The following is a 26,293-nucleotide window of genomic DNA, read 5'->3' on the forward strand; positions in this document are numbered from 1 at the left end:
TTAAGCGCGTTCGAGCGCCAATGCCACGCCCTGACCACCCCCGATGCACAGGGTGGCGAGGCCTTTTTTGGCGTCGCGCTTGATCATTTCATGCAGCAGGGTTACCAGCACGCGGCAACCCGAGGCACCGATCGGGTGGCCGAGGGCGATGGCGCCGCCGTTGACGTTGACCTTGTCCAGGTCCCATTCCAGGTCCTTGGCCACGGCCAGCGATTGCGCGGCGAAGGCTTCGTTGGCTTCGATCAGGTCCAGCTGGTCAATGTTCCAGCCGGCCTTGTCCAGGCAGCGGCGTGTGGCCGATACCGGGCCGATGCCCATGATCGCCGGGTCCACGCCTGCGTTGGCGTAGGCGGCGATTGTCGCCATAACCGGCAGGCCCAGGGCCTTGGCTTTTTCGGCGCTCATCAGGATCACGGCGGCGGCGCCATCGTTCAGCGACGAAGCGTTACCGGCGGTCACCGAACCGTCCTTCTTGAAGGCCGGTTTGAGCTTGCCCAGGGATTCGGCGGTGGTGCCGGCCCGTGGTTGCTCGTCGGTGGCGAAGGACAGTGGATCGCCCTTGCGCTGGGGGATCAGGATCGGCGTGATCTCATCGACAAAACGCCCGGCTTCAATGGCAGCCGTGGCTTTCTGCTGCGAGGCAGCGGCGAAAGCGTCCTGTTGCTCACGGGTCAGGTTGTACTTCTCGACCAGGTTCTCGGCGGTGATGCCCATGTGGTAATCGTTGAACGCATCCCACAGGCCGTCGCTGATCATGGTGTCGACGATTTGCGCGTTACCCATGCGCAGGCCCGTGCGGGCGCCCGGCATGACGTAGTTGGACAGGCTCATGTTTTCCTGGCCGCCGGCGATGATCACCTCGGCGTCGCCGCAACGGATGGCCTGGGCGCCCAGGTGCAAAGCCTTGAGGCCCGAACCGCAGACCTTGTTCAAGGTCATGGCCGGCACGGCGAACGGCAGGCCGGCCTTGATCGACGCCTGGCGCGCAGGGTTTTGCCCGGCGCCAGCGGTCAGCACCTGGCCCATGATCACTTCATCGACTTCGGCCGGGTCCAGGCCGGTTTGCGCCAGCAGCTGACGGATCACCGCTGCGCCCAGGTCAACGGCGGATACGGTTGCCAGGGAGCCCTGGAAACTGCCGATGGCGGTGCGTGTGGCGGCAACAATGACGACTTCTTGCATGGAATGATTCCTCACTGGGCAGCGAACTGCATTTCCGGAACGTGGTCCGGCACGATCAGTTTACCAGCGGTTTTGGCGACGATTTCCTCGACGCTGACGCCTGGAGCACGTTCCTTGAGGATAAATGCGCCATTTTCGATCTCCAGGTAGGCGAGGTCGGTCAGAACGCGCTTGATGCAACCGGCGCCAGTCAGCGGCAGGCTGCAGTGGTCCAGCAACTTGGACTCACCGTCCTTGGAGGCGTGGGTCATGATGACGATGATGTTGTCTGCGCCGGCTACCAGGTCCATGGCGCCGCCCATGCCCTTGACCAGTTTGCCGGGAATCATCCACGAGGCGATGTTGCCCTGCACGTCGACTTCGAAGGCGCCCAGTACGGTCAGGTCGACATGGCCGCCGCGGATCATCGCGAAGGATTCGGCCGAGGAAAAGATCGAGGCGCCGGTACGGGCGGTCACGGTCTGTTTACCGGCGTTGATCATGTCGGCGTCGATGGTTTCTTCAGTCGGAAACGGACCCATGCCGAGCAGGCCGTTTTCCGACTGCAGCATGACTTCCATGCCTTCGGGGATGTAGTTGGCGACCAGGGTCGGAATGCCGATGCCCAGGTTCACGTAGAAGCCGTCCTGCATTTCGCGGGCGACGCGTTGAGCCATTTGTTCGCGGGAAAGTGCCATTGTCGTTATTCCTTCATTCGGTCCGGGGGCAGGGGATCACTTACGCACGGTGCGCTGTTCGATGCGCTTTTCGAACGTGCCGCAGATGATCCGGTCGACGTAGATGCCTGGGGTGTGGATCTGCGCCGGGTCCAGCTCGCCGGGTTCGACGATTTCTTCGACTTCGACCACGGTGATCTTGCCGGCGGTAGCGGCCAGCGGGTTGAAGTTCTGGGCGGTGTGGCGATAGATCACGTTACCGAAATGGTCGGCTTTCCAGCCTTTGACGATGGCGAAGTCGCCGGTGATGGATTCTTCCATCAGGTACTTGCGGCCATGGAATTCACGCACTTCCTTGCCCTCGGCAACAGGCGTGCCCACGCCGGTGGCGGTGAAAAAGGCCGGGATGCCGGCGCCGCCAGCGCGCATTTTTTCAGCCAGGGTGCCTTGTGGGGTCAGGATGACTTCGATCTCGCCTTTGAGCAGTTGCTCTTCGAACAGCTTGTTTTCGCCGACGTAGGAGGCCACCACCTTGCTGATCTGACGGTCGGTCAGCAGCACACCGAGGCCGAAACCGTCGACGCCGCAGTTGTTGGAAACCACGGTGAGGTCACGGGTGCCCTTGCGCTTGATCTCGTTGATCAGGTTTTCCGGAATCCCGCAGAGGCCGAAGCCGCCAGCGATCACGGTCATGCCGTCTTCAAGACCGGCCAGGGCTTCCTCGTAGGAACTCACGCGCTTGTCGAAACCTGCCATATGCACCTCTTTTATTCTTGATGGGCGGCTGGCTAGCCGAATGGTATTGAGTGTCGCGCCACGGGATTCATTTGTTAAGTTGTTTTTTTGGCTTGATTGATTGATAAAGCTCATTAAACCACTGCTTCAATCTTGCCGCTTGAAGCTTGTCGCTTACAACTGGAGCAAAGCGACCATGACCATCAAACAGATCCGCGCCTTCCTGGCCGTGGCCCAGAGCCTGAGCTTTGCGGTGGCCTGCGAGCGCCTGCACCTGTCGCAATCGGCCCTCAGCCTGACCATCAAGGCCTTGGAAGAAAGCCTGGGCGGTCGGTTGTTCACCCGCAACACGCGCAATGTGGCGCTGACCGCCGAGGGCGAAGCCCTGGTGCCGCTGGCGCGCCGCCTGATCGCCGACTGGGACAATGCCGAGGATGAGCTGCGTCAGCGTTTCACCCTGCAGCGCGGGCGCGTGACCCTGGCGGCCATGCCGTCGTTTGCCGGCAACCTGCTGCCGCCGATCCTCAAGACATTCCGCGCGCGCTATCCGAAAGTCAACGTCACGGTCAACGACGTGATCAACGAGCAGGTACTGGAAATGGTTCGTGACCGCCAGGTGGAACTGGGCGTGGCGTTCGAGCCGAGCCAGAGCTCGTCGCTGCAATTCACGCCGCTGTACATCGATCGTTTCGTGGCGGTGGTGCCCGCCGATTCGCCGTTGGTCGAGCTAAACGAAGTCGACTGGCAGACGTTGCTCAAGGAACCCTTCATCACGTTGCAGCGGCCATCGACGGTGCGAGTGATGCTGGAGGAACACTTGCAGGCCCGGGGCATGAAATTGCCGGTGGAGTTCGAAAGCCATCAACTGGCGACGGTTGGGCGCATGGTCGCCAGCGGGCTGGGCGTGAGCGCCGTTCCTGCATTGTGCGCAGGGCAGATGCGTGAACTGGGGGCGCGTTGCATCACCTTGCGTGATCCGGTGGTGGAACGCGCGCTTGGCGTACTGACGTTGCCTGGAGGGGAACTGTCGGCGGCGGCGCAGGCGTTGTTTGATGTGCTGAAAGAAGAAAACCTGGGTGAACGCTTCACCCTGTAGGCGCTGGCTTGCCAGCGAAGGCGTCAGTTGGATCGCCATCGCTGGCAAGCCAGCTCCTACAGGCGGGGGCTCTTCAGTCATTGAGGCGTTGTGCCAGTAACGGTAAAAGCGCTTCGCACGACATTTCTATCTTCAAATCCAGTATGTCATCCGCCCGGGTCTTGCCCAGGTTGATCGCCAGCAGCGGCTTGCCCTGGTCTACCACCGCCCGGCACAGGCGAAACGCCGAGTACGCCATCAGTGACGAGCCAACCACCAGTAACCCGGCAGCCTGTTCCACCGTGGCCATCGCTTTTGCCGCGGTTGCCTGTGCGACGTTCTCCCCAAAGAACACCACGTCCGGTTTCATCCTCTGACCCGCGCAATGCGGGCAATGCGGGACCTGGAAGCGTGCCTCGAAGGCTGCATCGAGCAGGGTATCGCCGTCCGGGGCCTGCACCGCGTCTACGCCCGCCAGATAAGGGTTTTGCGCCTCCATCAATTGCTGGATTGAATCGCGCTCACTGCGCCTGCCGCAATCCAGGCACAGTACGCGGTGCAGGCTGCCGTGGAGTTCGATCACGTCATGGCTGCCGGCCTGGTCGTGCAAGGTGTCGACGTTCTGGGTGATCAGGCCGCTGATCCGCCGGGTGCTTTGCAAGCGGGCAAGGGTATCGTGGGCCACGTTCGGCTGCGCCTGGCGCACCCGTGGCCAGCCGAGCATCGCTCGCGCCCAATAGCGCCGGCGCGATTCGGGTGCAGAGAGAAACTCCTGGTACATCATCGGCTGGCGTCCACGCCGCACGCCCTGGTTGTCGCGGTAGTCCGGGATGCCCGACGGCGTGCTGATACCGGCGCCGGTCAACACCGCGAACGGCTGGTCGGCGATCAAATGCTGGAGGCGATCGAGTTGTTCGTGGATAAGGCTGTCGAGCATGATCAGCACTCCGGAACCCTGTAGGAGCGAGCGTGCTCGCGAAGGTGTATCAGCCACATAAATGTACCTGATACATCCTCGCGAGCAAGCTCGCTCCTGCAAAGGGCGCAGTGTTTATTTACGGGCCTCCAGAATCAGGTTGAACGGCGTTTGCGTGGCCCGGCGGAAACTCGAGAACCCGGCCTCGCTGAACACCTTGCGCAACCGCGCCTCACCCGCCTGGGCGCCGAGGCCGAGGCCGACTTCCTGGGACAGCGAGTTGGGCGTGCAGATGAAGGTCGAGGCCGCGTAGAACAGTCGGCCAACGGGAGTGATGTTGTCATCCAGCGAGTCGTTGGCGAACGGTTCCACCAGCAATACCGTGCCGTCCGGCTTCAACGACTCGTAGGCGTGCTTGGCCGCGCCAACCGGGTCACCCATGTCGTGCAGGCAGTCGAAGTAGCAGATCAGGTCGTAGTCATTGCCGGGGTAGCTCTTGGCCGTGCCTTGGAAGAATCGCGCGCGACCGGAAACGCCGCCTTCCTCGGCGCGCTGGGTGGCGACGGTGACGGACGGTGCGTGGTAGTCGAAGCCGACGAACCGCGAGTTCGGGTACGCCTGGGCCATGATCACCGTCGATGCGCCATGACCACAGCCGATGTCGGCGACTTTGGCGCCTTCCTCCAGCTTGGCCACCACGCCATCCAGCGCCGGCAACCATTCGGCGATCAGGTGGGCCTTGTAGCCGGGCCGGAAGAAGCGTTCGGTGCCGCTGAACATGCACGGATGGTGATCGCCCCAGGCCAGGGCGCCGTCGCCGCGCATGGCCTTGACCAGTTTGTCCTTGTCATGAAAAAACGATGCAACCACGCCGATGCCACCTGCTACATAGACCGGAGAGTCTTCGATGGCCAACGCCAACGCTTGCTCTTCGGGCAGGCGGAATTGCCCGTCGCGATGTTCCATGTAGCCAGAGGCGGCGTGGGCGCTGAGCCATTCGCGCACCAGGCGGGGGTTGCAGCCGGTCTTGTCGGCAAGCGCTTCGGGGCTGGTCGACTGGCTGTCGGCCATGGCCCGGTACAGGCCGAGTTCTTCACCGAGGATGACATTGGCCAGCATCGCCGCACCGCCCATGTCACCCACCAGTTTGCCCATGAAATCGTTGAGTCTGGCCTCGTCCATCACGTGTGCTCCTTTGCAAGGATCACGGTCCGGAGGCTTGTTTGTCCGGGCGGTGGTCGTGGGAATGAACAGGACACTGAGCAGGTCCCGTGTGGATTAAGTTTAGTTCGCAGGCTGTGTACCGCGGGCTTGAGCGACGAAAGTGCTCTATGGCTGTGCACTGAACCCCTGTAGGAGCGGGCTTGCCCGCGAAGGCGGTGTGTAAACCACCGAAGCTGCGATATGTGCCGGCCTCATCGCTGGCAAGCCAGTTCCTACAGGGGATTAGCCAGCAGTGCCTGCGTATGTATTTCAATGTATCCAGACAGCCTCTGGATACAGTCCACCTTGATTCAAGGCCACCCCTGGACACAGACCAGATACAAACCTGCGCTGAACTGTGAGTTCCGTTCGCTCCTGACTTCGAAGGGGATCACCATGACAACGCTTGTGCCTCAACCCCATCTCAACGCCACGCCGGTCAATCGCCTGCGGGTCGATCGCTACACCAACGGCATCATTGGCCCTGGCCAGCCGATGCTCGGCCCGCTGGCAGACGGCGGCACGCTGATCACCGGGACGCCGCCAGGTTGCTGGGGGCCGATGATCACGCCAGCCTTCGAGGGCGGCCATGAAGTGACGCAACCAGTGGCCATCGCCGGGGCGCAAATCGGCGACGCCGTGGCGATCACGATCAAGAGCATGCGCGTCACGTCGCTGGCCACTTCGTCCGGGGTCATGAGCTTCGTCGAGGGACGCTACAACGGCGATCCGTTTGTCGCCAAGTTCTGCTCCACGTGTGGCACCGAGCATCCCGCCAGCCATGTCGAAGGCATTGGCGAGGATGCGATTCGCTGTAACCACTGTGGTGCCGAGGTCAGCGCATTTCGCTTCAGCCACGGTTATGTGATTGTGTTCGACGCGCAAAATCAGGTCAGTCTGACGGTGAATCAAGACGTCGCCAATCAACTGGCCGGCAATGCGAGCGAGATGTCGGCGCTGCCGGAGTTCGCCGCGCAACATTCGATCCTGTCCCTGGCCCGCGCCGATATCCCTGGCGTCGCCGCGCACATGCGACCGTTCCTCGGCAACATCGGCACGATGCCATCCCGGGACATTCCCGACTCGCACAACTGTGCCGACTTTGGCCAGTACCTGATCAACGCCCCGCACCGTTTCGGCATGACCCGCGAGGAGCTGCACGCGGCCAAGACCGACGGCCACATGGACACCAATTCGATCCGCGAAGGCTGTGTGCTGATCTGCCCGGTGAAAGTGCCGGGGGCCGGGGTGTACATGGGTGATATGCATGCGCAGCAGGGCAACGGCGAGATCGCCGGCCACGCCACCGATTGCTCCGGGGAAACCGAAGTGGTAGTGCAAGTGGTGAAAAACCTGACGCTGGAAGGGCCGATCCTGCTGCAAAACCTCGATGACCTGCCACCAATGGCGCGGCCGATGAACGCCGAGCAGCGCGGGAAAGTCCGTCAGCTGGGCGAGCGCTGGGGGCAACACGAAATCGAGCAGAGCGGCCCTATTACCTTCATCGGCAGCGGCGAGAACCTCAACCTGGCGGTGGAGAACGGTTTGACGCGCGCCGCTGCAGTTACCGGGCTGCCCTATGACGAAGTGCTCAATCGCGCCACCATCACCGGCTCCATCGATATCAGTCGCCTGCCAGGCACGGTGCGTGTGACCTTCCTGTGCCCGATGGAGGTGCTCGATGCCATGGGCATCGGTCATCTGGTGCGCGAGAAGTACGACCTGGCGTAATCCCGGGCAGCGGGTCTGTACCAGAGTGTGTATAGACCCGCTGCCGATACACACCGTGCGGTTTTCGGTCAGCACGGTACACAGACCCGATACATCGCTTCGATTAACTGTGATGACGTTCTGACCACCCTTGGGATCGACATCATGCACACCTCTATCGCATCAACCAGGGCCACCGCTGGGCTCGGCCTGCGTCGCGGCTTGATCAAGGACCTGCTGGCCGCCCCGGCCGGCCATTTCGACTTTCTCGAAGTCGCACCGGAGAACTGGATCGGCATCGGCGGCGCGCATGGCGCGGCGTTGCGCACCCTGGCCGAGCGCTTTGCGTTGTCCTGTCACGGCTTGTCTTTGTCCCTGGGCGGGCCCTCGCCGCTGGACGTCGAATTTCTGCAAGAGGTCCGGGTTTTCCTCGATCACCACCAGGTGCCCCTGTACAGCGAACACTTGAGTTACTGCAGCGATGACGGTCACCTGTATGACCTGTTGCCGCTGCCCTTTACCGAAGAAGCGGTGCATCACGTCGCCGCGCGCATCCGCCAGGCCCAGGACATCCTCGGCCGCCGCCTGGCGGTGGAAAATGTCTCTTACTATGCCGCCCCGCAGCAGGACATGGACGAAGTGACGTTCACCAACGCCGTGCTGCGCGAAGCCGATTGCGACCTGTTGCTGGACGTCAACAACGTGTACGTCAACTCGATCAACCACGGGTTCGATCCGCTTGCCTTCCTGGCCGGGATCGATGCGAGCCGAGTGGTGGCGATGCACATCGCCGGGCATTTCGATGAGTCCGATACCTTGAAAATCGACACCCATGGCGCCTCGGTCAAACCGGCGGTGTGGACGTTGCTGGCCGAGGCTTATGCCCGGTTCGGCGCGCAACCGACCTTGCTGGAGCGGGATTTCAACTTCCCGGCGTTTTCCGAACTGGTGGCCGAATTGCAGACCATTCGCCAATTGCAATCCAAGGAGGCAAATCGTGGCTAAGCGCTCGCTGCATGAGCAACAGAACAGCATGGGCCTGTACCTGCGCGATCCCGACCATTGCGCGCCGCCGTCCGAAATGGACCCGGCGCGGGCACGTGTTTACCGCGATTTGGTGTTCGCCAATCTGTCTTCACTGATCAGCGGCACCTTTCCGGTGCTGGTGAAGATTCTCGGCGATGAGCACTGGCGCGCGCTGGTGCGGATCTTTCTGCGCGACTACCGCGCCCACACCCCGAAATTCGGTGAGATCGCCGAGGAGTTTGTCGAGTTCCTGGCCTCCGGGCCCGAGGCTTTGGTTGATGGACCCTGGCCGCCGTTCATGGTCGAGCTGGCGCACTACGAATGGGTGGAAATGGCCCTGCAACAAGCCGAGGACGAGCCGTTGTCCGGCGGCGATGCCGATGGGTTGCTGGAGCGTCCGTTGCAGGTTTCGCCATTGGCCTGGCCCTTGGCGTATTCCTGGCCGGTGCAATTGCTCGGGCCGCAGTATCAGCCTGATGCACCACCGGATCAGCCGACGTTGCTGCTGGTGCGTCGGGATCTGGATTTCAGTGTGAAGTTTTCTGCGTTGAGTCCGTTGGCGTTTCGTTTGTTGCAACGCATCGAGACGTTTCCCGGGCAGACCGGACGTGCACATCTGCAGGGGTTGGCGGCGGAAGCGGGGATGACCGAGTCTGTGGCGTTTATCGAAAGCGGGCTGGGGTTGTTGCGGCAGATGCAGGGGGAGGGCGTAGTAGGCGTCGTTGCTTGAGCGCCTGATCGTTCCCACGCAGAGCGTGGGAACGATCATCACCCGCGCAACACAAGCTGCGCACACAATCCACCACCCTCCCGGTTGCTCAACGTCAACGATCCCCCGATCGCCAATGCCAGCTGTTGCGCGATCGCCAGACCCAACCCGGTACCGCCAGTGCTGCGGTTGCGCGAATTTTCCACGCGATAGAACGGCTGCATGACCTGGGCCAGTTCCGCTTCGGCAATCCCCGGGCCGCGGTCCATGATCTTCACCGACACGCTGCCATCGGTTTGTTTTTCTACCAGCAACTCCGCCGCTCCGGCAAACTTGAGGGCGTTGTCCGTCAGGTTCACCAGCACTCTGCGCAAGGCGTGGGGGCGGGTGTCGATGACGGCGGTGCTCTTGCCGCTCAGTTGCACGTGCTTGCCCATGTCCTGATAGTCGAACACCAGGCTATCGAGGAACGAATCCAGGTCGGTGCGTCGGCTTTCTTCGGTGGCGCCATGGACACTGCGGGCGTACGCCACGCCTTCGCGTACCAAGTGTTCCATCTCGCCCAGGTCGTTCCACAGTTTGTCTTTCTCCACCGAGTCGTCCATGAACTCGGCGCGCAGTTTCATCCGGGTGATCGGTGTTTGCAGGTCATGGGAGATCGCCGCCAGCAGTTGCATGCGTTCTTTCAGGTAGGCAGCGATGCGGACCTGCATGGCGTTGAAGGCCTTGGCGGCGTGGGCCACTTCGGTCGGGCCTTTTTCGTCCAGCAGCACCGGGTGGGTGTTGGGGTCGAGGGTGTCCACGGCTTCGGCGAGGCGGGTGAGGGGGCGTATGGCGATGCGCACGGCCAACCAGGTGCAGGCAATCATCAGCGCCAGTTGCCCGAGCAGCACCATGGGCAGCCAGGGTGACAGCGGCACCATCGAAGGCCGAACGTCGATGGTCAACGGACTGCCGTCGGCCAGTTTCAGGTGGACCTGGAAGTGTTTCACCGGCCCTGGAATATCGGTGAAGGTCATCGGGTAGTCCTTGCCGATGGAGTTCTTGATCGAGGTCATGGCGATGGGCGCGTTGGGCATGTCCATGCCCATGGGGATGCCCGACGAACCCTCACTGAGCAGATACCGATAATTGCGCCGCTCCAGTTGTTGCAGCCAACTGGCTCGCTCGATGGCGGGCAAGCGGTCGAGGATGGCAATGGAGGTGGAAACGTCGGTTTCCAGGTTGCCGAGCATGGTGTTTTTCGCACTTTCATAGCGCTCGTAGTACTGCACGCCGAAGGACAACGCCTGGGCGAGGATCAGGCCGATCAGGAATATCAGCGACAGTCTTGACGCCAGGGTGCGGGGCCAGCGCAGTGACCGGTTCATGCTGGCGCACCGACGATTTCCACCGGCAGGGAGAACACATAGCCCTCACTGCGTACGGTCTTGATGTAGGCCGGTTCGCGGGCATCGTCCAGCAGGCGCTGGCGCAGGCGACTGACCAGCAGGTCGATGGAGCGATCGAACAGGTCGGCGTCGCGGCCCTGGGTCAGGTTGAGCAACTGGTCGCGATTGAGCACCCGCTGCGGGTGATCGAGGAACACCCGCAGCAACCGATACTCGGCGCCGCTGAGGGCGACCATGGTGCCGTCGCCATCGAGCAGGTGCCGGGCGGAAGTGTCCAGGCGCCAGCGACCGAAGGCCAGCAGGCGGCTGGATTCGGTCACCACCAGGTTCGGCGGCAGCATGCGTGTGCGGCGCAGCACGGCGTTGATGCGTGCCAGCAGTTCGCGGGCGGCGAAGGGCTTGACCAGGTAGTCATCGGCGCCCATTTCCAGGCCGATGATACGGTCGGTTTCATCGTTGCGCGCGGTGAGCATCAATACCGGGGTGGCCTTGTGTTTGCCCGTGCGCAGCTCGCGGCAGAGCATCAGGCCATCGTCGCCGGGCATCATGATATCGAGCACGATCAGGTCCACCGGCGTGGATTCGAGGAAGCTGCGCATCTGCCGGCCGTCGGCCACGACCGTGGTGCGCAGGCCGTTTTTCTTCAGGTAGTTGCCCACCAGTTCTCGAATCTCGCGGTCATCGTCAACGATGAGAATGTGATCGACGTGCTCCATGGGGACTTGCCTCTTCAAGTGGGGGGATGTCGCACAGTCTATCGAGCCTTGGCCCGCACGCCTTTCGCCCTTTGTATTGCAGTGTATCTGGGCTGTGGGCGGATACACACCGACGCAAAAACAGGCAATTGCCGGGGTTTTGTATCCCTCTGTATCCCGACCCGTTCCAGATACTTGGCGATTTACCCGCGCCTGTTCCCGACACATGCGGGATACCTCGCAAGCTTCTAATAGGTTCCATCGAGGCAAACCAGACCGCCTCTACCCAACACACGATCTACCTGTCGAACCTTGAGGAAACCACCATGAACACCAAAGCCATCTACGCCGCTTGCCTGTTTGCCGCCCTGAACATCTGCACCTTGTCGGCCCGCGCCGAAGCGCATGTTACGCCTGTGAGCTACAGCTACGGCACGCACCTGGATATCAAGAAAGTGGTGTCGCAGAAACAGGATGCCTCGCCTTCCTGCGGCGTGGTGAATGCGCAGCTGACCTACCTGGATTCCCAGAGCAAGACCCAGGTCCTGGACTACCGCAAATTGGCTGACAACTGTAATTCGGACAATTGAGTCCGGTACTTAGCGCATTCCACTCAAGCCAGGAAGAACATCATGAACAACATTACCCGCTTTTTGACTGCCTTTGCTTTCTCCGTTGCCGGGGCCGCGGCCCATGCCAACGCCGCGGTAGAACAGAGTGCTTGTGGCAGCAGCACCTGCTTCCAGCTGACGCCGGTGGCGGAGCAGGGCGGTGATGCCTTGCTCGCCGAGGACGGTTACAACCGCACCCCCCAGGGCCAGGCGCTGGATAGCCAGACCGCCTGAAGCCCGACCACCACCAATCTCCCTGTAGGAGCTGGCTTGCCAGCGAAGGCGGCAGCCCATTCACCCCGGGCTTGACCGTCAGAGCGCTTTCGCCGGCAAGCCAGCTCCTACAGTGGGCGGTCCATGCCACCCAAAATTCTACAAGGTGATCCCCATGTTACTCATCGCTTTCCTGGGCGGCATATTGACCGTCCTCAGTCCCTGTATCCTCCCGGTCGTACCCTTCCTGTTCGCCGGTGCCGACCGCACGCGTTCGTCGATCATGCTGACCCTCGGCGGCATGGTCCTGACGTTTGCCCTGATCTCCAGCCTGGCCGTGGTCAGCAGTGAATGGGTGATCGAAGCGAGCAACACCGGGCGCCATGTGGCCTTGATCGTGATGGTACTGTTCGCCCTGTCACTGATTTCCGCACGGGTCGGTGATTGGTTGGCGCGTCCATTCGTTGCGCTGGGTAATCGCATCGACCCCAACAGCCGTAAAATGTCCGGCCCGCTGAGTTCAGTGATGATCGGCGTGGCTACCGGCCTGCTCTGGGCGCCGTGCGCCGGGCCGATCCTCGGGGTGATTCTCACCAGTGCCATGCTGCAAGGCGCGAACGCCGGGACCAGCCTGTTGCTGGTGGCCTACGGCCTGGGTAGCGCATTGTCCCTCGGCACCCTGATCTTCGCCGGTCGTGGCCTGGTCAATCGCCTGAAACCGTCGATCCCGGTCACCGGCTGGCTGCGTCGGGGTGCCGGTGTGGCGGTGTTGGCGGGTGCGGCGGTGATTTCCACCGGCGCAAACGATGTGCTGCTGGCCAATACTTCGTCCGAAGGGGTCAGCAGCGTCGAAAAAGGCTTGCTGGAAAACGTGCCGAAGGTGGTCGATTACTTCGTCAGCAAGGTCAAGGCCGAGTCCATGGACAACGCCCAGGGCCCCATGCCGTCACTGACCGGTGCGGTGGAGTGGATCAACTCGCCGGCGCTGACCAACGAATCGCTCAAAGGCAAAGTGGTGCTGGTGGACTTCTGGACCTTCGACTGCATCAACTGCAAGCGCACCCTGCCGTACGTCAAGGACTGGGCGAAGAAGTACGAGAAGGATGGCCTGGTGGTGATCGGCGTGCACACCCCGGAGTACGGGTTTGAACGCATCATCGACAACGTCAGGGACAAGGTGAAGGAATATGGCATCACCTACCCGGTAGCGATCGACAACAACTACGCGATCTGGCGCAACTTCGACAACCAGTACTGGCCGGCTCACTACCTGATCGATGCCAAGGGGCAGGTGCGTTATACCCACTTTGGCGAGGGCAGTTATGAGACTCAGGAGAAGGTGATCCAGCAGTTGCTGGAAGAAGCGAAAGCCGCTGTGCCAGCGGCTTGAGATCAAACGATCGCAGCCTGCGGCAGCTCTGCCGGGCTGCGATCTTTTGGCGTATCAATGGCTCACCTCACCGTGGGCCATTGACCGATTACCCTGACTGCGCCGCCAAGCCGCTGGCGGCGCGCCATACTCACGGCGGAAGGCTCGACTGAATGCCGTGTCGGTCTGGTAACCCACCTCTTCGGCGATGCGCATCAACGAACTGTTACTGCTGCGTAACAGGTTGGCCGCCAGCAACATGCGCCATTGCGTCAGGTACTGCATCGGCGAAACCCCCACCAATTGCGCAAAGCGCTCTGCCAGGACCGATCTCGAGGTGCCAGCAGTGCGCGCCAGTTCGTCCAGCGTCCAGGCGTGGCAGGGTTTCTTGTGCAAGGCGTTGAGGGCTGCGCCGACGATCCGGTCGCTGACGCCGGCCAGCCAACCGGTACGGCCCTTGCCGTGTTCGTGCATGTACAGGCGCAGCACTTCGATGAACAGCACCTCGGCCAGTTTCGCCAGCACGCCTTCGCCGCCAGGCCTTGGCGAGCGCGCTTCGGCCAAGGCATAGCGAACCGAAGATTCCAGCCAGATACCAGCGTTCGAACCGCGCACATTGACCCTGACCACGGGCGGCAGTCCGGCCAGCAACATGCCGGCCAACCGCGTGTCGCAGGCCAGGTAGCCACACACCAGGCGCGTCACCGCGCCACCACCGCCATGACTCAACTGCCGCGGACGCCGCGCCAGTACCTCGTCAAGCCGCGCTCCGCTGGCGGGCGTCAAGCCGGGTCGGGAACTCATGCGATGGGCGTGTCCCTGGGGGAAGATCACTACGTCGCCGGGGTTGAGCAGCAGCGGCGGATCATCGCCCAGTTCGACGTAGCATTCGCCCTCGGTGATCAGGTGAAAGATCACCACCCGCTCGGCTCCGGGCTCCAGGAACGGGGCTGCCGTGTCGGCGCGTGGCGACTGGTAGCACCAGGGTGCCGTGAACCTGGCGTTGATGAAAATCGCGCCGACCAGGCGGACGACGCGCAGGGTCTGAGACAGGGCGTCCATGGGCGTTTTTCCGTACGGAGGTTTCTGATTGTGAACGCGTCACGGCATAAGGTGAATTCTCCGGACGATCGGGCAGTGTCGGCCGACGATCGGACAGGACGCCGCTGGGCGCCGGAGCGATAGTGCGTACACAGGGCCACTGCCGGTCCTGTCATCAAGAAGAATAAAGTGAGGTTGCCATGCCCAAGTTCATTATTGAACGCGAGATTCCAGGCGCCGGAGCACTGTCAGAAAGGGATTTGAAAGCCGTCTCGCAAAAGTCCTCCAAGGTGTTGCGCGAGTTGCCAGACGTGCAATGGCTTCAAAGTTATGTCACAGGCGACAAACTGTATTGCGTGTACATCGCGCCAAACGAGGAACTCATCAGGGAGCATGCCAGGCAGGGCGGTTTCCCGGCCAATCGCATTTCCCAGGTCATGAACATCATCGATCCCACCACGGCTGAGTGAGCGTGCGTCCGACCTGTTCCAAACCAGAGATTGCCTCCATGAGCACACCCATTGATCTTGCTGCGCTGAAAACCCGCCAAATGGCCGCCTGGGCCAGTGGCGACTACGCCGTGATCGGCACCACCTTGCAGATCGTCGGCGAGCAACTGGCCGAGGCCTGCGACCTGTTATGCGATGAGCGGGTGCTGGACGTCGCCGCCGGCAACGGTAATGCAACATTGGCCGCGGCGCGTCGCGGCTGCCAGGTGGTGTCCACCGACTACGTCGCCGCATTGCTCGAACGTGGCGAGGATCGCGCCCGAGCCGAACGCCTGAACGTGACCTTCCAGGTGGCCGACGCCGAAGCGTTGCCTTTCGCCGATGACAGTTTCGACGCCGTGCTTTCAACCTTCGGCGTGATGTTTGCCCCCGACCAGGCCAAGGCCGCCGCAGAGCTGGCGCGGGTATGTCGCCCCGGTGGACGGATCGGCCTGGCCAACTGGACACCGGAAGGGTTCGTCGGCCAGATATTCAAGACCCTGGGGCGGCACATGCCACCTCCGCCCGGCGCGCAACCGCCATCGCAGTGGGGCACTGAAGACTGGCTGCACAAGCACTTCGACGAGCGTGACTTCCTGTTGCAGGTCACTCGCCGGACCTTCAACTTCCGCTATCGCTCGGCCGAGCACTTCATCGACACCTTCCGCAGCTGGTACGGTCCGATCCACAAGGCCTTCGCGGCACTTCCTCCCGAAGGCGCCAAGGCCCTGGAAGACGACCTGACCGAATTGCTCAACCGCCTGAACCGGGCGGGAGACAAGTCGATGGTGGTGCCCAGTGAGTACCTGGAGGTGGTGATCACGAGGCGGTGAGAGCCACTCACCCACTCGAACCGCAGGAGCCGGCAAGCCTGGCTCCTGCAAGCGCCGCGAAACCGCAGAGGGCCGTTACCGCAGGAATCGATGTAGACCTGACAGACGATCATCGGCTGTCGTGATTTCATCGCTGCCAAGTTAGCTCCTACAGTTGATCGGCTGTAGCCGGGTTAACTAGACAACCTGCGCCCCCCGCGCCTCAAGCAACTCGCGCAACACCGAGCGATGACAATGCACTTCCTCCTCGCAATAACAGCCCAGGGCCAGGGAAGTGTGATGAGAAAGGGCGGCCAGCAGATCGAGTAACTGGCTGGCGGCAGGGTGGTTCATTTCGGCCTTGAACTTGCGCCTGAACGCATTCCAGGCCTTGTCGTCCTCAGCGGACTGGGCTTCGCGGACCAGCTCCTGGCTGGGCGAAAGCAGCGGCTGCCACACGTCGTAGAAATCCCGGCTGGCAAACTCGGACTTCGGCACGCCACGGGGTGGCCGGCGTACAGTGCCCAGGCGCAGCCCTTCGTCGGGTGTACGCGGGGTGCCAAGCCGTACGATATGGATAGGCATGGCGTTATTTGAGCCGCGATTCGTCGAGCCACTCCAGCGCCGTACGCCAGAAGCAGATGCCCAGGAAGTATGCCGACATCAGCAACCAAAGCCCCATGACCAGAGGGTTGATCAGCGGGTGGTTGATCACCAGCGACAGACTGCACAGCAGCCAGATGGCGGTGACGGCAATGTTGATCGGCATGAAGCGGCGCACCCGGAACGGATGCAGGAATTTCATCCGGGTCAGCGTCAACAACGCCAGGCCGATCACTGTCAGGAAGGTGATCCAGGGCGACGGCGCGATGATGTACAGACACAAGGCAACTACGTTCCACGCGGCGGGGAAGCCCTGGAAATAGTTGTCCTTGCTTTTCATGTTGACGTTGCAGAAGCAGAACAGCGACGACACCAGAATCAGTGACACGGTCAACAGCAACGTGTAGTCCGGCAGCGGGATGTAGCGATAGATGAACAGTGCCGGGATGAACACATAGGTCAGGTAGTCGATCACCAGGTCGAGAATCGAACCGTCGAAACTCGGCAGCACCGTCTGTACATTGACCTTGCGCGCCAGTGCGCCGTCCAGGCCATCGACGATCAGGGCGACGCCCAGCCACAGCAGGCAACTGGTCGGCTGGTTATCGAGCAGGGCAAGTGTCGCGAGGAAGGCAGTGACCACGCCGGTGGCGGTGAAACCATGGGCACCCCAGGCTTTGAGCCTGGCGATGTGTAGGGTCGATATCACGGGGGCGCTCTCCAGAAAGTGCAGCAAGCCAGTCATCGCCCTCATCTGGCGGGCGGCGGCAAACCGGGTAGGGTTGCAGGTATCGACCGGGTATCCGGGAATAAGGTTCACCGCCTATGAATCTTAGCTGCACCAGAAAAAAATACGCCGGGGTAAATGAGCGATGCGTCAGCCAGACGGTGGTAGCACATTTACCGGCGAGGACTATCGTTGTCTGACTGGATCACTCCCATCGATGAGGACGGCGTAATGAACACCAGCGATCTGCTCGAACAATTACTGCGGGCCGGCCAGGGCTCGATGGCGCAACAGCGCGGCGGTGGAGCGTCGGCTCAAGGTGGCTTGGGTGATCTGGGCGGACTGCTCGGCGGGTTGTTGGGCGGCGGCGCCAGCAGTGCCGGGGCGGGTAGCATGGGCGGCTTGGGCGGCTTGCTCGGTGGCTTGCTGGGCGCAGGTTCGCCGATGGGCGGAGCGCCACAGTCACGCTCCGGGGGTGGTACAAACTATGCAGCGCTGGCCTCGCTGGGGATGATGGCATTCCAGGCTTATCAAGCCTGGCAACGCAGCCAGGCCGCGCAGCAACAGCAGGCGCCGCAAACGGCGATGCGTACGGTGGACATGCTGGCCGGGCCGGAAGTCGAGGAGCACAGCCATGCCATCCTGCGTGCATTGATAGCGGCAGCCAAGGCCGATGGCCGGATCGACGACACCGAGAAGCAGATGATCAGCACCGAAATCGGCCGTCACACCGACGATCCGCAGTTGCAGCAGTGGCTTGATGAGGAAGTCGCCAAACCTCTTGACCCTGCCGAAGTGGCACAGTCGGCAACCGATTCCGGCATGGCCGCCGAGATGTACCTGGCCAGCGTGATGCTGGTGGATGATCAACAGGATGCTGAGCGCAGTTATCTGGACGAACTGGCCGCGGCGCTGGGCATCGAGCCGGATCTGCAGGTGCATCTGGAACAGCAGGCCCACGGCACCGCCTGACGCAACACATACCCTTGTCAGGAGCTGCCGCAGGGGGAGGCGATCAGGCGTCCGGCGGTTTCGGCACCAGGAACGTCACGCCAAAGCGCTCGGCCACCTCGAATATCCGCGGCAGATCCTCGGGCACCTTGAACTGATCCAGCGCCGTGAAAAACTGCCCGCCCCGGGGATCGGACACCACACCGATCATCTTTGCCGTGGGACTGAGGTTCCTGTAGGCATGGATCGACCCGGCAGGAATGTGCACATATCCCCCTGCCGAGACGATGTTGGAGGTGCCTTCGACGGTGACCTCGACCTGACCCTCCACCACGTAGAACGCCTCGTCCCACGGGTGAAAGTGCGGGGGTGGACCGCCGCCTTGCACGCCTTCCTGGATATGCATTTCAAAGGGTTTGCTCAGATCGCCGCCGGCCAGGACAGTGATCGTTTCGCCAACGACATTGACCGGTGCCGGCGGGGCTTGGAGGACGTGAACCGTGCGCATGATGACTCTCCGCAGGTGAGGCTGCACCCGCCGATTGTAGGCGCTTGAACGCCTGCCGACAGCTGCTGCACGGGGCCGTCTGTCTGAGCAATTTGTGAGTCAGAAGTCGAAGAACACGGTTTCCGATTCACCTTGGACATGAATATCGAAGCGGTAGGCCAGCTTGCCGTCAATCGTGCAGCGGGTGGCAATCAGCGATTCGCGGCGATGGGGTTGTTCGATCAGGTTCAGTACGGGGTCTGCCGCATTTGCCTGTGATTCGTCGTCGAAATACACCCGCGTCTGCAGGTGTATGTTGATGCCCCGGGCGAACAGGGCCACATTGATATGTGGGGCCATGGGAACGCCCGCGGCGTTTTTCACCACGCCAGGCTTCACGGTCTTGACCGTCCATTCACCGACATCGGTCGTCGCCGTGCGGCCAAAACAGTTGAAGGGTTTTTCCAGGTCGAAACCGCTGTCGTAGACGCCTTCGTGATTGGCCTGCCAGCACTCCAGGAACGCGTCGCGAATCAAGTGGCCGTTGCCGTCATACACGTGGCCCAGCAATAAGATGTGCTCACCCGGTGCGCCCGGTTTGGCCATTTCATTCCAGATTTCCTGCTCACGCGGCGCGTTGCCGGCCGCTTCCAGTGCCAGGCCGATATGGACATAGGGGCCCGCTGTTTGCGACGGGGTTTCAGGCAGAAGTTGAACGGGCATACGCAGGCCTCCTCAGCAGTTTTCGAAATGGGTCTTGCGCTGGCCGCGCAGGACGATATCAAAGCGATAAGCCAGGCAATCCATGGGATTGGCCATGCTCATGTCAAGCCTGGCGATCAGGCTCTGCACTGCTTCCTGATTGGCGATCGACTTGACGATCGGGCACATGGGGATGAGCGGATCACCTTCGAAATACAGCTGGGTAATCAAGCGCGTGGCAATGGACGGGCCACTGATGGAAACGTGGATATGGGCTGGTCGCCAGTCGTTGGGACCGTTGCGCCATGGGTAGGGGCCGGGTTTGACGGTGCGGAAGCTGTAGTTGCCATCGCGGTCGGTCAACGCGCGGCCTACGCCGCCGAAATTCGGGTCAAGGGGTGCCAGGTAACTGTCTTTCTTATGCCGGTAACGGCCACCGGCGTTGGCCTGCCACATCTCCACCAGGGTATGAGGAATCGGCTTGCCGTACTGATCGCACACCCGGCCCGCGACGATAATGCGTTCGCCGATGGGCAGGCCGCCATGATTGAAATTCAACAGCAGATCGTTATCGTGCCGCCCCATCTGCAGATGGGAAAAATCCGGGCCGCTGGTTTCGGATACGGATTGGGGGATGCTCACCAGTGCCTGGCGCGGGGAGCGCAGGATCGAAGTCTTGTAGTCAGGCGTCAGGGCTTTGGGATGCCAATTACGGTCACGAATGACGAAGCGGCTGTCGTGCGCATCAGACATGTCGTTTTTCCTATTGTTATGGGTGGACAGAGGCAGGTACTGCGTTGGCAGCGACGTCAGTTTCCCCTTGTACGACCCCTCGCAAAATTGAAAAAAACGACTTCATCCATATCCAGATGGTTATGGATACTTGCCCTCACGATATTCCTGCCCGACCTCGCGCAACGCTTCCACGCACCACTGCGCCGCTGGCGTCAGCGGCAATGCAGGATTTGTGCAGAGCCCCACGGAGCCGCCAGGCTCACGCATTCCCAGATCCAGCTCCACCAGTTCGCCTTGCCTCAAGTCCTGCCTGACCGCGTCCAAAGGTGCGACCCAGATGGCCAGGCTGCTTTGTACGTAGCGTCGACTCAGGGCGACCGACAGGGTTTCCAGGCGTTGACGTGATGGCGTTATTGCGTGCTGCACAAACAGGCTGTCGGCGAATTTGCGTATCGTCGTTCCGGCCGATGGTAATACCAGCGGATAGTCCTCGAGGTGTTTGTGCCCCTGCGTATCGGCGAGTACCGGATGGCCGCTACGGACCACCAGGGTCATGGATTCGCTGTAGAGGTGTTCGAACGCCAGCCCGAGAATCAGCGGGCTATCGGTCATCCTGCCAACCACCAGGTCCAGTTCACCGACGCGTAGTCGGGACAGCAAGTAGGCGCTTGGGCCGGTCACGACACTGACCACCAATGCCGGGTGTCGGTCGTGTAGACGGCAGACAACTTCAGGCACCAACAGGCTTTCGACGGTGGACAACACGCCGAGTTGTACGCTGATGGGCTCATGTACCCCGGAGCGCAAACTGTTGACCCCGTCGCGCAACGATTGCACGCTCGGCCCTGCGTAGCGCAGGAAGGCCACGCCAGCCTCGGTCAGCGTCGAACCTTTTTTACCCCGTTCAAACAGCGTGGCGTCCAACAGGGTTTCCAGCTCCTTGAGGGTTTTCGATAGCGCCGGCTGGCTGATTGCCAACTTGTCGGCAGCACGCGCCAGGCTACCCTGGCGCGACACTTCGAGAAAACACAGCAGATGACGGAATTTTATTCGGGTATCGATGTTCAATCGGCGGTTCTGCCTTTTTGGTTGGGCATCCATTATTCCTCATTCTGCCGCAACCATTACCATGCGCCTGATCCATCGTCAGATTTTTTCTGGCGAAACCACCCACACGCTGCAGGGTAACTTGTACAGCAGATGTTCCACCGTACTGCCAACCAACCGCTCCATGCCACGGTGGCCGATGCGCCCCATGACAATCACATCGGTGTCATAGGCCCGGGCATAGTCGCAGAGCACCCTCACCGGATTGCCCATGATCATATGCTGGTGCTCCGGGGGGATACCGTTGCGCTCGGCAAGGTCGCGAAACGCATCAGCCTGCGCGTCGAACAAGCTCTTGGCTTTTCCCGAAGAGAAAAATGCCGAGCCATTACTGAAACCGAACTCGTCCGCGCTGATGCTTGAAAGGTCATGCGCGTAGATCACGTCCAGTTGGGCATTACAGGTGCTCGCCAGTTTACAGGCCTCGCGCAGAATCCTGTCGTTGAAGCCTTCGTATTGGTCATCGGAATGAAACGGGTCGACGGCGGCGACGATCTTGCGCGGCAAGACGTTGTGCAAATGGCTGACAAAATGCAGCGGCACCGGGCATTCTCGTAGCAAGTGGATATCCAGGGGCGTAAACATCAGGCGTGACAGCAGCGATTCGTGCTCCAGCGCCTTGATCAATGCGGCCATCGGTTGTTCCTTGAGATGAATGAGGATCTCCTGCAAGGGCCTCTCCACCCAAACCACTTCCGTGGTGACGTGCACACCGATCTTGCGCAAGGGGCGGGCCTGATCTTCGAGCCACTGGCGGTGACGCTCGACATAACCCAGCCGCATCTGCTCCCGCGCCTGTTCGTTGACCATTCCGGCAGTCGCCAGCCCTTCAAGATAATCGAACGCCACGATGTGCAGGGCAGCGCCCGAAGCCTTGGCCAACGCCGCGGCCCGATCGAAGGCGGGGCTGTTTTCCATCAACGGCGAGACGACCAGCATGAAACGTGATTGATCAGACATGACAAATCTCCGGCAGATGATCGCTTGCCCCGATGGCAGCGGCTGATGTCTTGCACTTAGCCTGCCGCTGTTTCGGGTGTCGGGTTTGATCTTTGTCAAATCGAGGGCAAAGGAGGGGCCGGCCCGACGCGCGGTGGCCCGGTGTTCGTCCAGTGGAGGAAATTATTGACCATTATCAACCTTTTCTCCGGCTCCCCGGCGCAGTCTCAGGGCTTGTGCAGACGTCGACTAACGCTGGCCGATGATTCGCGAAGTCAAAGGAGGTATCCATGTTCATTGATATCACGGAGAAACCGACAGCCCGCTGCTGGGTCGTGTGCATGGACGCCCTGGAAGTGAACTTCAACAGTCTGGGAGAAGCCCAGGCTTTTGTTGGCCAACTCAAGGCACGTATCGAAGCGCCTCATGTCTGGCCAAGCAGTCCTGGCCCGGCCGGCGAATCAAGACAGATGCCAGCGCGTCCAGCTGCCCACACAAATGGCAAAGGGATGTGGGCCGACCGCGTGGAGTAACGCTGCGGGGCTGAGCGGGGCGCAAGGTCGAGCAGGTCAAGCAGATGGCAATCAAATCACGAACCCTGGTTTTACCACTGAACTGAAATGGCCGCGTGCCGAGGTGCTCCATGTCGCAGACTCAACGTTTACTCTTGATCGCTCCCTCAGCCATGACCCGCACTCCGGCATTCGACCGTGCCGCGGCGTTAGCGCTGGCGATGCAATTGCCATTGCACATCGTGGCGTTCGACTACTCCCAAGCCCTGGCGGTGGCCGGCCTGTTCGCTGCGCAACAATTCAACCTGGCGCGGGACGGCTATCTGCAAACCCATCGGCAATGGCTCGCCGACCAGGCCGAGTTGATGAGCAAACATGGCGTGGAAGTCACCAGCGAGGTGGTGTGGGTACAGCATCCTTTTGAGGAGGTCCTGAACTTCATCAATGAGATGCCGCTGACGCTGATCATCAAGGACGCCCAGGAAGAACCGGCGTTCAAACGGGTTTTTTTCACCCCGCTGGATTGGCAGTTGCTGCGCGATTGCCCTGTGCCGGTGCACCTGGTGACGACGCCGCTGAATGCCCGGCCACGCAACGTTCTGGCCATCATCGATCTGTTGCGCGATGAGGATCAAGACCGTGTGTTCAACGACCAGATCATCGACGCCGCGACGAAACTGGCCGCCGTCTGTGATGCCGGCCTTGAGCTGCTGCACGTTTATGACTGGACGTCTGTTTACGTCCAGGACATGGGCTTTGCCGCATTACCGTTGGCCACCGGGATCTATGAAATGCTGGGATCGGCTCAGCATGAGGCATTTGCCGCCATCGCTGAACGCCATGGCGTGCCACCAGAGCATCGTCACTTCATCGAGGGCGCGCCCGTGCCGAGTATCTGTGAATTCGTCAGCGAGCACCGTACCGATGTCATTGTCATGGGCACGGTGCAGCACAAGGGCTTGAGCAAATTACTGGGAACCACGGCCGAGCAACTCCTGCATCGGGCGCCGTGCAGTGTGCTGGCGATCAAGCCAGGGAGGATGCTGCAATCCTGAGGGCTTTCAGGCCCCGCAATGGTCCGTTGGCAGGCACATTGCGGGGCGCTTTCATTACAGGTTAAGGCGATGGATGACCTGATGGCTGTCGTCCGGATCGTTATGGGTCTCGAAACCCAGCGCCCTGGCCAGGTCGCGCATGGGAGTATTGCTTGCGGCGTCTACCGAATACATCTGGCGAAAGCCGTTTTTACGGGCTGCCTTGATCAGGTGGTCCATCAGTATTTTGCCCAGGCCCAGGTGCGTCCATTCATCGGCGACCGTGACTGCACATTCGCACTCATGCTCGCCAGTGGCCGCGTAGCGGCTGATGCCGATCTCGACCAGTTTGCCGTTGTCATGGACCAGGGCGATATAGGCCAGGCGGCGATGATTGTCCGTGTCCATCAACTGATCGAGCATCGCAGCGCCGGGTTCGTTGATCTGCGCAAGAAAACGCATATGACGGGACTCGGGAGACAGTCGTTTGATGAAGGCGTATTCACGGTCGCGATCCTTCTGCGCCAGTGGCCGGATCAAAACGTGGCGACCATCCCTGAGCGCTTCGATCCAGTATTGGCCGTCGACTGCAGCATAGGCGGCCGCAGCCCGATCATTGTGGTCTTTGACGGTAAGCATGGAGTGTTCCTCTTGTGCGAATGGGAATTGGAGCGCAGCAAAAGAACCGCGTTGGATTTCTTTGTACGCCATTGCCAACGCTTGAACCTGATCTGGATCAGATTGCTGTGTTGGCGGCATTGGTTCGCGTGAGCTTGATGTAAGTCAAACTGCGCGAGGCGATGGAGCGCAGACTTCAAACATGCCGGCACTCGATAGCCGGGGCCGACCGGAGGTGTGTGATGGGGCAATATCAACGTTTTCTGCTGATCGCTGACCAAACCCTGCATCAGTCTCCTGCCCAGTTGCGTGCCGTCGCCTTGGCCAAGGCTGCCGGGGCGGTACTGGATGTACGGGCCTTTGTCGAACCGGCGCCGGTGGTTCATTTATGGCAGGAAAAAATCGACGACACGGAGCATCAGCGCTATTTGCGTCGCTACCGTCGCTGGGAGGCCGAAGAGCTCGATCGACTCAGCGAGCTGGGCCTGGAAGTGACGGTCAAGGTGGTCTTCACCACCCATCCGCTACTGGACATTCTGAAAACGGTCGAAGACTTGAAGCCCGACCTGTTGATCAAGGACAGCAACCTGGAACCTGTGCTCAAGCGAGTGTTCATTACCCCGTTAGATTGCCACTTGTTGCGTGAATGCCCGGTCCCCGTGCATCTGGTCAACCGCGCCCCCTACAGCTTGCCGCATCGGATCGTGGCGGCCGTGGACCCGTTCGATCCGGCAACGCAAATCAGCGGCTTGAACGACACCATCATCCAGACCGCCAACGCCTTGGCTTTGCAATGCGACGCGCCATTACACCTGCTGTACGCCTATGATTTATCGCCCGCCTTCAACAGCGATGCGCCGCTGGCCGGGGGCGGTTGGGGCGTGGACTTCATCGAGGAGCTGCGTCAATCCTTGCACCAGGCCTTCATCACGCTGGCGGAGCGTTACGGCGTACCGCCTGAACGACGCCATTTCATCATGGGGCTCCCGGTGCCAGTGATCAGTGCATTCGTCGAGGAATATCTGGCCGATGTGGTGGTGATGGGCACTGTGCACCGTGTGGGCATCGACCGGCTGATCGGCAGTAACACCGAGCGGGCGCTGTATTCAGTGCCAGGGAGCATACTGGCGGTCAGGCAGTTCACGTAACTGGAGTTCATCATGAGTCAATATCAACGTCTGTTACTGATCATCAACCCGGTCCTGCGCCTTTCTCCCGCCCTGAATCATGCTGCAGCCCTGGCCAAGGCCAGCGGCGCGAGCTTGCATATCGTCGCGCTGATTCCTTCGTTCAAGTGGTTATCGCTGCTTGAAGAAGGCGATCGGCAACTGGCGCGGGAAGGCTATTTGCAGGACCATCGCGACTGGCTCAAGACTCAGGCCGAGAATCTGCGTGGCAGGGGGATCGAGGTGACCACCGAGGTGACCTGGGCTGAGGACATCAAGCAAGACATCATCGATCGCGTCACGGACATGCAGCCCGATCTGTTGATCAAGGAGATTCAGCGCGAATCCGCGCTCAAGCGGGCGTTCTTCACCCCCTTGGACTGGCACTTGCTGCGCCACTGTTCGGTCCCGGTGTACCTGGTGGGCGGCAGCGGCTTCGTCTTACCCCGCAAGGTTGTGGCAGCGGTCGAAGTATCGGACAGCGAATCAGCCGACAACGAACTCAACGAACGAATCATCAAGCAGGCTTGCAGTCTTGCCATGCAGTGCAATGCCGAGCTGCATTTGCTGTACGCCTGCGATATCTCGGCCGCCTATCTTGCGCACATGGGCGACCTGCCACTGGCTGACCTGACCAGAGCGCTTCACAGCGACCTGGAAAAGTCGTTCGCCAGGTTGGCCGACCAGTTCGCAGTGCCTGCCGATCGTCGACACTTCATTGAGGGACATCCGGTCACGGTATTGAGTGAGTTTGCCAATGAGCAAAATGTGGATGTGATCGTGATGGGTCGGGTCCAGTCCCATGGCATCGACAAGCTTCTTGGCAGCACCACCGAGCATATTCTGTATCAGGTGCCCTGCTGCGTCCTGGCGGTCTAGC

The 26,293-nt window shown here is 61.1% G+C and carries 30 protein-coding genes; 14 read left to right on the top strand and 16 right to left on the bottom strand.

Going from position 1 to position 26,293, the window contains the following annotated elements:
* Genes NQL71_RS13105 through NQL71_RS13115 form a run of 3 tightly spaced genes read right to left on the bottom strand, consistent with a single transcriptional unit; the run spans position 1 to position 2,594 of the window.
* Entirely contained in the window at positions 1 to 1,182 is a 1,182-nt protein-coding gene (locus NQL71_RS13105) for an acetyl-CoA C-acetyltransferase (protein WP_274642766.1), read from the bottom strand.
* 11 nt (positions 1,183 to 1,193) lie between these two features.
* The gene (locus NQL71_RS13110; protein ID WP_046027772.1) at positions 1,194 to 1,859 is read right to left on the bottom strand and encodes a CoA transferase subunit B; all 666 of its coding nucleotides are present in this window, start codon (positions 1,857 to 1,859) and stop codon (positions 1,194 to 1,196) included.
* Positions 1,860 to 1,895: 36 nt separating this feature from the next.
* Complete coding sequence (locus tag NQL71_RS13115; RefSeq protein WP_046816298.1) at positions 1,896 to 2,594, bottom strand: CoA transferase subunit A; 699 nt, start codon at positions 2,592 to 2,594, stop codon at positions 1,896 to 1,898.
* 175 nt (positions 2,595 to 2,769) lie between these two features.
* Here NQL71_RS13115 and NQL71_RS13120 point away from each other — a divergent pair, with 175 nt between their 5' ends.
* Entirely contained in the window at positions 2,770 to 3,669 is a 900-nt protein-coding gene (locus NQL71_RS13120; RefSeq protein WP_046816299.1) for a LysR family transcriptional regulator, read from the top strand.
* A gap of 73 nt (positions 3,670 to 3,742) precedes the next feature.
* Here the strand turns inward: NQL71_RS13120 and NQL71_RS13125 are convergent, their stop codons facing one another.
* Positions 3,743 to 4,585, bottom strand: coding sequence for an NAD-dependent protein deacetylase (locus NQL71_RS13125; RefSeq protein WP_046816300.1), 843 nt, complete (start codon positions 4,583 to 4,585; stop codon positions 3,743 to 3,745).
* A 114-nt stretch (positions 4,586 to 4,699) separates the two neighbouring features.
* Complete coding sequence (locus NQL71_RS13130) at positions 4,700 to 5,746, bottom strand: class I SAM-dependent methyltransferase (protein ID WP_046816301.1); 1,047 nt, start codon at positions 5,744 to 5,746, stop codon at positions 4,700 to 4,702.
* A gap of 417 nt (positions 5,747 to 6,163) precedes the next feature.
* Between NQL71_RS13130 and NQL71_RS13135 the strand changes: the two genes are divergently transcribed.
* The 3 genes from NQL71_RS13135 (at position 6,164) to NQL71_RS13145 (ending at position 9,233) form a co-directional block, all read left to right on the top strand.
* Positions 6,164 to 7,498, top strand: coding sequence for an acetamidase/formamidase family protein (locus tag NQL71_RS13135; RefSeq protein ID WP_046816302.1), 1,335 nt, complete (start codon positions 6,164 to 6,166; stop codon positions 7,496 to 7,498).
* Between the two features lie 144 nt (positions 7,499 to 7,642).
* A complete protein-coding gene (locus NQL71_RS13140; RefSeq protein ID WP_046816303.1) occupies positions 7,643 to 8,482 on the top strand; it encodes an HvfB family MNIO-type RiPP peptide maturase in 840 nt (279 codons plus the stop codon).
* On the top strand, positions 8,475 to 9,233 hold the full coding sequence (locus NQL71_RS13145) for an HvfC family RiPP maturation protein (RefSeq protein ID WP_046816304.1): 759 nt from the start codon (positions 8,475 to 8,477) through the stop codon (positions 9,231 to 9,233). Before NQL71_RS13140 ends, NQL71_RS13145 begins: the two co-directional genes overlap by 8 nt.
* A 38-nt stretch (positions 9,234 to 9,271) precedes the next feature.
* Here NQL71_RS13145 and NQL71_RS13150 read toward each other — a convergent pair whose 3' ends face one another.
* On the bottom strand, positions 9,272 to 10,582 hold the full coding sequence (locus NQL71_RS13150; protein WP_274642767.1) for an ATP-binding protein: 1,311 nt from the start codon (positions 10,580 to 10,582) through the stop codon (positions 9,272 to 9,274).
* Complete coding sequence (locus NQL71_RS13155; RefSeq protein WP_046816306.1) at positions 10,579 to 11,319, bottom strand: response regulator; 741 nt, start codon at positions 11,317 to 11,319, stop codon at positions 10,579 to 10,581. Before NQL71_RS13155 ends, NQL71_RS13150 begins: the two co-directional genes overlap by 4 nt.
* 305 nt (positions 11,320 to 11,624) lie before the next feature.
* On the opposite strand from NQL71_RS13155, the gene NQL71_RS13160 reads away from it, so the two are divergent.
* The 3 genes from NQL71_RS13160 (at position 11,625) to NQL71_RS13170 (ending at position 13,512) form a co-directional block, all read left to right on the top strand.
* Positions 11,625 to 11,888, top strand: coding sequence for a DUF2790 domain-containing protein (locus tag NQL71_RS13160; RefSeq protein WP_046816307.1), 264 nt, complete (start codon positions 11,625 to 11,627; stop codon positions 11,886 to 11,888).
* Positions 11,889 to 11,930: 42 nt separating this feature from the next.
* Positions 11,931 to 12,143 (top strand): hypothetical protein, encoded by a 213-nt coding sequence (locus NQL71_RS13165; RefSeq protein ID WP_046816308.1) that lies wholly within the window; start codon positions 11,931 to 11,933, stop codon positions 12,141 to 12,143.
* A gap of 154 nt (positions 12,144 to 12,297) precedes the next feature.
* Complete coding sequence (locus tag NQL71_RS13170) at positions 12,298 to 13,512, top strand: cytochrome c biogenesis protein DipZ (protein WP_077182992.1); 1,215 nt, start codon at positions 12,298 to 12,300, stop codon at positions 13,510 to 13,512.
* A gap of 54 nt (positions 13,513 to 13,566) precedes the next feature.
* Here NQL71_RS13170 and NQL71_RS13175 read toward each other — a convergent pair whose 3' ends face one another.
* The gene (locus NQL71_RS13175; protein WP_046816310.1) at positions 13,567 to 14,553 is read right to left on the bottom strand and encodes an AraC family transcriptional regulator; all 987 of its coding nucleotides are present in this window, start codon (positions 14,551 to 14,553) and stop codon (positions 13,567 to 13,569) included.
* Between the two features lie 179 nt (positions 14,554 to 14,732).
* On the opposite strand from NQL71_RS13175, the gene NQL71_RS13180 reads away from it, so the two are divergent.
* Positions 14,733 to 15,002 carry a DUF4242 domain-containing protein gene (locus tag NQL71_RS13180; RefSeq protein ID WP_046816311.1) on the top strand — a complete coding sequence of 90 codons (270 nt, stop codon included), beginning with the start codon at positions 14,733 to 14,735 and terminating at the stop codon, positions 15,000 to 15,002.
* Positions 15,003 to 15,040: 38 nt separating this feature from the next.
* Positions 15,041 to 15,853 carry a class I SAM-dependent methyltransferase gene (locus tag NQL71_RS13185; RefSeq protein ID WP_077182993.1) on the top strand — a complete coding sequence of 271 codons (813 nt, stop codon included), beginning with the start codon at positions 15,041 to 15,043 and terminating at the stop codon, positions 15,851 to 15,853.
* Positions 15,854 to 16,030: 177 nt separating this feature from the next.
* Here the strand turns inward: NQL71_RS13185 and NQL71_RS13190 are convergent, their stop codons facing one another.
* Both NQL71_RS13190 and pcsA read right to left on the bottom strand, forming a co-directional pair.
* Entirely contained in the window at positions 16,031 to 16,417 is a 387-nt protein-coding gene (locus NQL71_RS13190) for a DUF488 domain-containing protein (protein ID WP_046816313.1), read from the bottom strand.
* A 4-nt stretch (positions 16,418 to 16,421) separates the two neighbouring features.
* Positions 16,422 to 17,144 carry a phosphatidylcholine synthase gene (gene pcsA, locus NQL71_RS13195; RefSeq protein ID WP_046816348.1) on the bottom strand — a complete coding sequence of 241 codons (723 nt, stop codon included), beginning with the start codon at positions 17,142 to 17,144 and terminating at the stop codon, positions 16,422 to 16,424.
* A gap of 249 nt (positions 17,145 to 17,393) precedes the next feature.
* Here pcsA and NQL71_RS13200 point away from each other — a divergent pair, with 249 nt between their 5' ends.
* Positions 17,394 to 18,134, top strand: coding sequence for a tellurite resistance TerB family protein (locus NQL71_RS13200; RefSeq protein ID WP_274642768.1), 741 nt, complete (start codon positions 17,394 to 17,396; stop codon positions 18,132 to 18,134).
* Between the two features lie 43 nt (positions 18,135 to 18,177).
* Here NQL71_RS13200 and NQL71_RS13205 read toward each other — a convergent pair whose 3' ends face one another.
* From NQL71_RS13205 to NQL71_RS13225, 5 genes are all read right to left on the bottom strand, one after another.
* On the bottom strand, positions 18,178 to 18,621 hold the full coding sequence (locus NQL71_RS13205; RefSeq protein ID WP_274642769.1) for a cupin domain-containing protein: 444 nt from the start codon (positions 18,619 to 18,621) through the stop codon (positions 18,178 to 18,180).
* Between the two features lie 99 nt (positions 18,622 to 18,720).
* Positions 18,721 to 19,323, bottom strand: coding sequence for a protocatechuate 3,4-dioxygenase subunit alpha (gene pcaG / locus NQL71_RS13210; protein WP_046816316.1), 603 nt, complete (start codon positions 19,321 to 19,323; stop codon positions 18,721 to 18,723).
* Positions 19,324 to 19,335: 12 nt separating this feature from the next.
* A complete protein-coding gene (gene pcaH, locus NQL71_RS13215) occupies positions 19,336 to 20,055 on the bottom strand; it encodes a protocatechuate 3,4-dioxygenase subunit beta (RefSeq protein ID WP_046816317.1) in 720 nt (239 codons plus the stop codon).
* Positions 20,056 to 20,175: 120 nt separating this feature from the next.
* Positions 20,176 to 21,105: a pca operon transcription factor PcaQ gene (gene pcaQ / locus NQL71_RS13220; protein WP_046816349.1), complete on the bottom strand. Its 930-nt coding sequence runs from the start codon at positions 21,103 to 21,105 to the stop codon at positions 20,176 to 20,178.
* A 78-nt stretch (positions 21,106 to 21,183) separates the two neighbouring features.
* Positions 21,184 to 22,104 carry a universal stress protein gene (locus tag NQL71_RS13225; RefSeq protein WP_046816318.1) on the bottom strand — a complete coding sequence of 307 codons (921 nt, stop codon included), beginning with the start codon at positions 22,102 to 22,104 and terminating at the stop codon, positions 21,184 to 21,186.
* A gap of 269 nt (positions 22,105 to 22,373) precedes the next feature.
* On the opposite strand from NQL71_RS13225, the gene NQL71_RS13230 reads away from it, so the two are divergent.
* Both NQL71_RS13230 and NQL71_RS13235 read left to right on the top strand, forming a co-directional pair.
* Positions 22,374 to 22,616 (top strand): hypothetical protein, encoded by a 243-nt coding sequence (locus NQL71_RS13230; RefSeq protein WP_046816319.1) that lies wholly within the window; start codon positions 22,374 to 22,376, stop codon positions 22,614 to 22,616.
* A gap of 110 nt (positions 22,617 to 22,726) precedes the next feature.
* Positions 22,727 to 23,650, top strand: a complete 924-nt coding sequence (locus NQL71_RS13235; protein ID WP_077182997.1) for a universal stress protein — start codon at positions 22,727 to 22,729, stop codon at positions 23,648 to 23,650.
* 54 nt (positions 23,651 to 23,704) lie between these two features.
* Here NQL71_RS13235 and NQL71_RS13240 read toward each other — a convergent pair whose 3' ends face one another.
* Positions 23,705 to 24,268 carry a GNAT family N-acetyltransferase gene (locus tag NQL71_RS13240; protein ID WP_077183147.1) on the bottom strand — a complete coding sequence of 188 codons (564 nt, stop codon included), beginning with the start codon at positions 24,266 to 24,268 and terminating at the stop codon, positions 23,705 to 23,707.
* A gap of 221 nt (positions 24,269 to 24,489) precedes the next feature.
* Here NQL71_RS13240 and NQL71_RS13245 point away from each other — a divergent pair, with 221 nt between their 5' ends.
* Complete coding sequence (locus NQL71_RS13245; RefSeq protein WP_274642770.1) at positions 24,490 to 25,395, top strand: universal stress protein; 906 nt, start codon at positions 24,490 to 24,492, stop codon at positions 25,393 to 25,395.
* Positions 25,396 to 25,407: 12 nt separating this feature from the next.
* The gene (locus NQL71_RS13250; RefSeq protein WP_046816322.1) at positions 25,408 to 26,292 is read left to right on the top strand and encodes a universal stress protein; all 885 of its coding nucleotides are present in this window, start codon (positions 25,408 to 25,410) and stop codon (positions 26,290 to 26,292) included.
* Position 26,293 lies beyond the last annotated feature (1 nt).

The sequence above is a fragment of the Pseudomonas serbica genome, from assembly GCF_028823535.1.
Classification (GTDB): domain Bacteria; phylum Pseudomonadota; class Gammaproteobacteria; order Pseudomonadales; family Pseudomonadaceae; genus Aquipseudomonas; species Aquipseudomonas serbica.

Coding starts and splice junctions, on each gene's coding strand:
- NQL71_RS13105 (WP_274642766.1), bottom strand. CDS start 1,182: ATGCAAGAAGTCGTCATTGTTGCCGCCACACGCACCGCCATCGGCAGT.
- NQL71_RS13110 (WP_046027772.1), bottom strand. CDS start 1,859: ATGGCACTTTCCCGCGAACAAATGGCTCAACGCGTCGCCCGCGAAATG.
- NQL71_RS13115 (WP_046816298.1), bottom strand. CDS start 2,594: ATGGCAGGTTTCGACAAGCGCGTGAGTTCCTACGAGGAAGCCCTGGCC.
- NQL71_RS13120 (WP_046816299.1), top strand. CDS start 2,770: ATGACCATCAAACAGATCCGCGCCTTCCTGGCCGTGGCCCAGAGCCTG.
- NQL71_RS13125 (WP_046816300.1), bottom strand. CDS start 4,585: ATGCTCGACAGCCTTATCCACGAACAACTCGATCGCCTCCAGCATTTG.
- NQL71_RS13130 (WP_046816301.1), bottom strand. CDS start 5,746: ATGGACGAGGCCAGACTCAACGATTTCATGGGCAAACTGGTGGGTGAC.
- NQL71_RS13135 (WP_046816302.1), top strand. CDS start 6,164: ATGACAACGCTTGTGCCTCAACCCCATCTCAACGCCACGCCGGTCAAT.
- NQL71_RS13140 (WP_046816303.1), top strand. CDS start 7,643: ATGCACACCTCTATCGCATCAACCAGGGCCACCGCTGGGCTCGGCCTG.
- NQL71_RS13150 (WP_274642767.1), bottom strand. CDS start 10,582: ATGAACCGGTCACTGCGCTGGCCCCGCACCCTGGCGTCAAGACTGTCG.
- NQL71_RS13155 (WP_046816306.1), bottom strand. CDS start 11,319: ATGGAGCACGTCGATCACATTCTCATCGTTGACGATGACCGCGAGATT.
- NQL71_RS13160 (WP_046816307.1), top strand. CDS start 11,625: ATGAACACCAAAGCCATCTACGCCGCTTGCCTGTTTGCCGCCCTGAAC.
- NQL71_RS13165 (WP_046816308.1), top strand. CDS start 11,931: ATGAACAACATTACCCGCTTTTTGACTGCCTTTGCTTTCTCCGTTGCC.
- NQL71_RS13170 (WP_077182992.1), top strand. CDS start 12,298: ATGTTACTCATCGCTTTCCTGGGCGGCATATTGACCGTCCTCAGTCCC.
- NQL71_RS13175 (WP_046816310.1), bottom strand. CDS start 14,553: ATGGACGCCCTGTCTCAGACCCTGCGCGTCGTCCGCCTGGTCGGCGCG.
- NQL71_RS13180 (WP_046816311.1), top strand. CDS start 14,733: ATGCCCAAGTTCATTATTGAACGCGAGATTCCAGGCGCCGGAGCACTG.
- NQL71_RS13185 (WP_077182993.1), top strand. CDS start 15,041: ATGAGCACACCCATTGATCTTGCTGCGCTGAAAACCCGCCAAATGGCC.
- NQL71_RS13190 (WP_046816313.1), bottom strand. CDS start 16,417: ATGCCTATCCATATCGTACGGCTTGGCACCCCGCGTACACCCGACGAA.
- NQL71_RS13200 (WP_274642768.1), top strand. CDS start 17,394: ATGAACACCAGCGATCTGCTCGAACAATTACTGCGGGCCGGCCAGGGC.
- NQL71_RS13205 (WP_274642769.1), bottom strand. CDS start 18,621: ATGCGCACGGTTCACGTCCTCCAAGCCCCGCCGGCACCGGTCAATGTC.
- pcaG (WP_046816316.1), bottom strand. CDS start 19,323: ATGCCCGTTCAACTTCTGCCTGAAACCCCGTCGCAAACAGCGGGCCCC.
- pcaH (WP_046816317.1), bottom strand. CDS start 20,055: ATGTCTGATGCGCACGACAGCCGCTTCGTCATTCGTGACCGTAATTGG.
- NQL71_RS13225 (WP_046816318.1), bottom strand. CDS start 22,104: ATGTCTGATCAATCACGTTTCATGCTGGTCGTCTCGCCGTTGATGGAA.
- NQL71_RS13230 (WP_046816319.1), top strand. CDS start 22,374: ATGTTCATTGATATCACGGAGAAACCGACAGCCCGCTGCTGGGTCGTG.
- NQL71_RS13235 (WP_077182997.1), top strand. CDS start 22,727: ATGTCGCAGACTCAACGTTTACTCTTGATCGCTCCCTCAGCCATGACC.
- NQL71_RS13240 (WP_077183147.1), bottom strand. CDS start 24,268: ATGCTTACCGTCAAAGACCACAATGATCGGGCTGCGGCCGCCTATGCT.
- NQL71_RS13245 (WP_274642770.1), top strand. CDS start 24,490: ATGGGGCAATATCAACGTTTTCTGCTGATCGCTGACCAAACCCTGCAT.
- NQL71_RS13250 (WP_046816322.1), top strand. CDS start 25,408: ATGAGTCAATATCAACGTCTGTTACTGATCATCAACCCGGTCCTGCGC.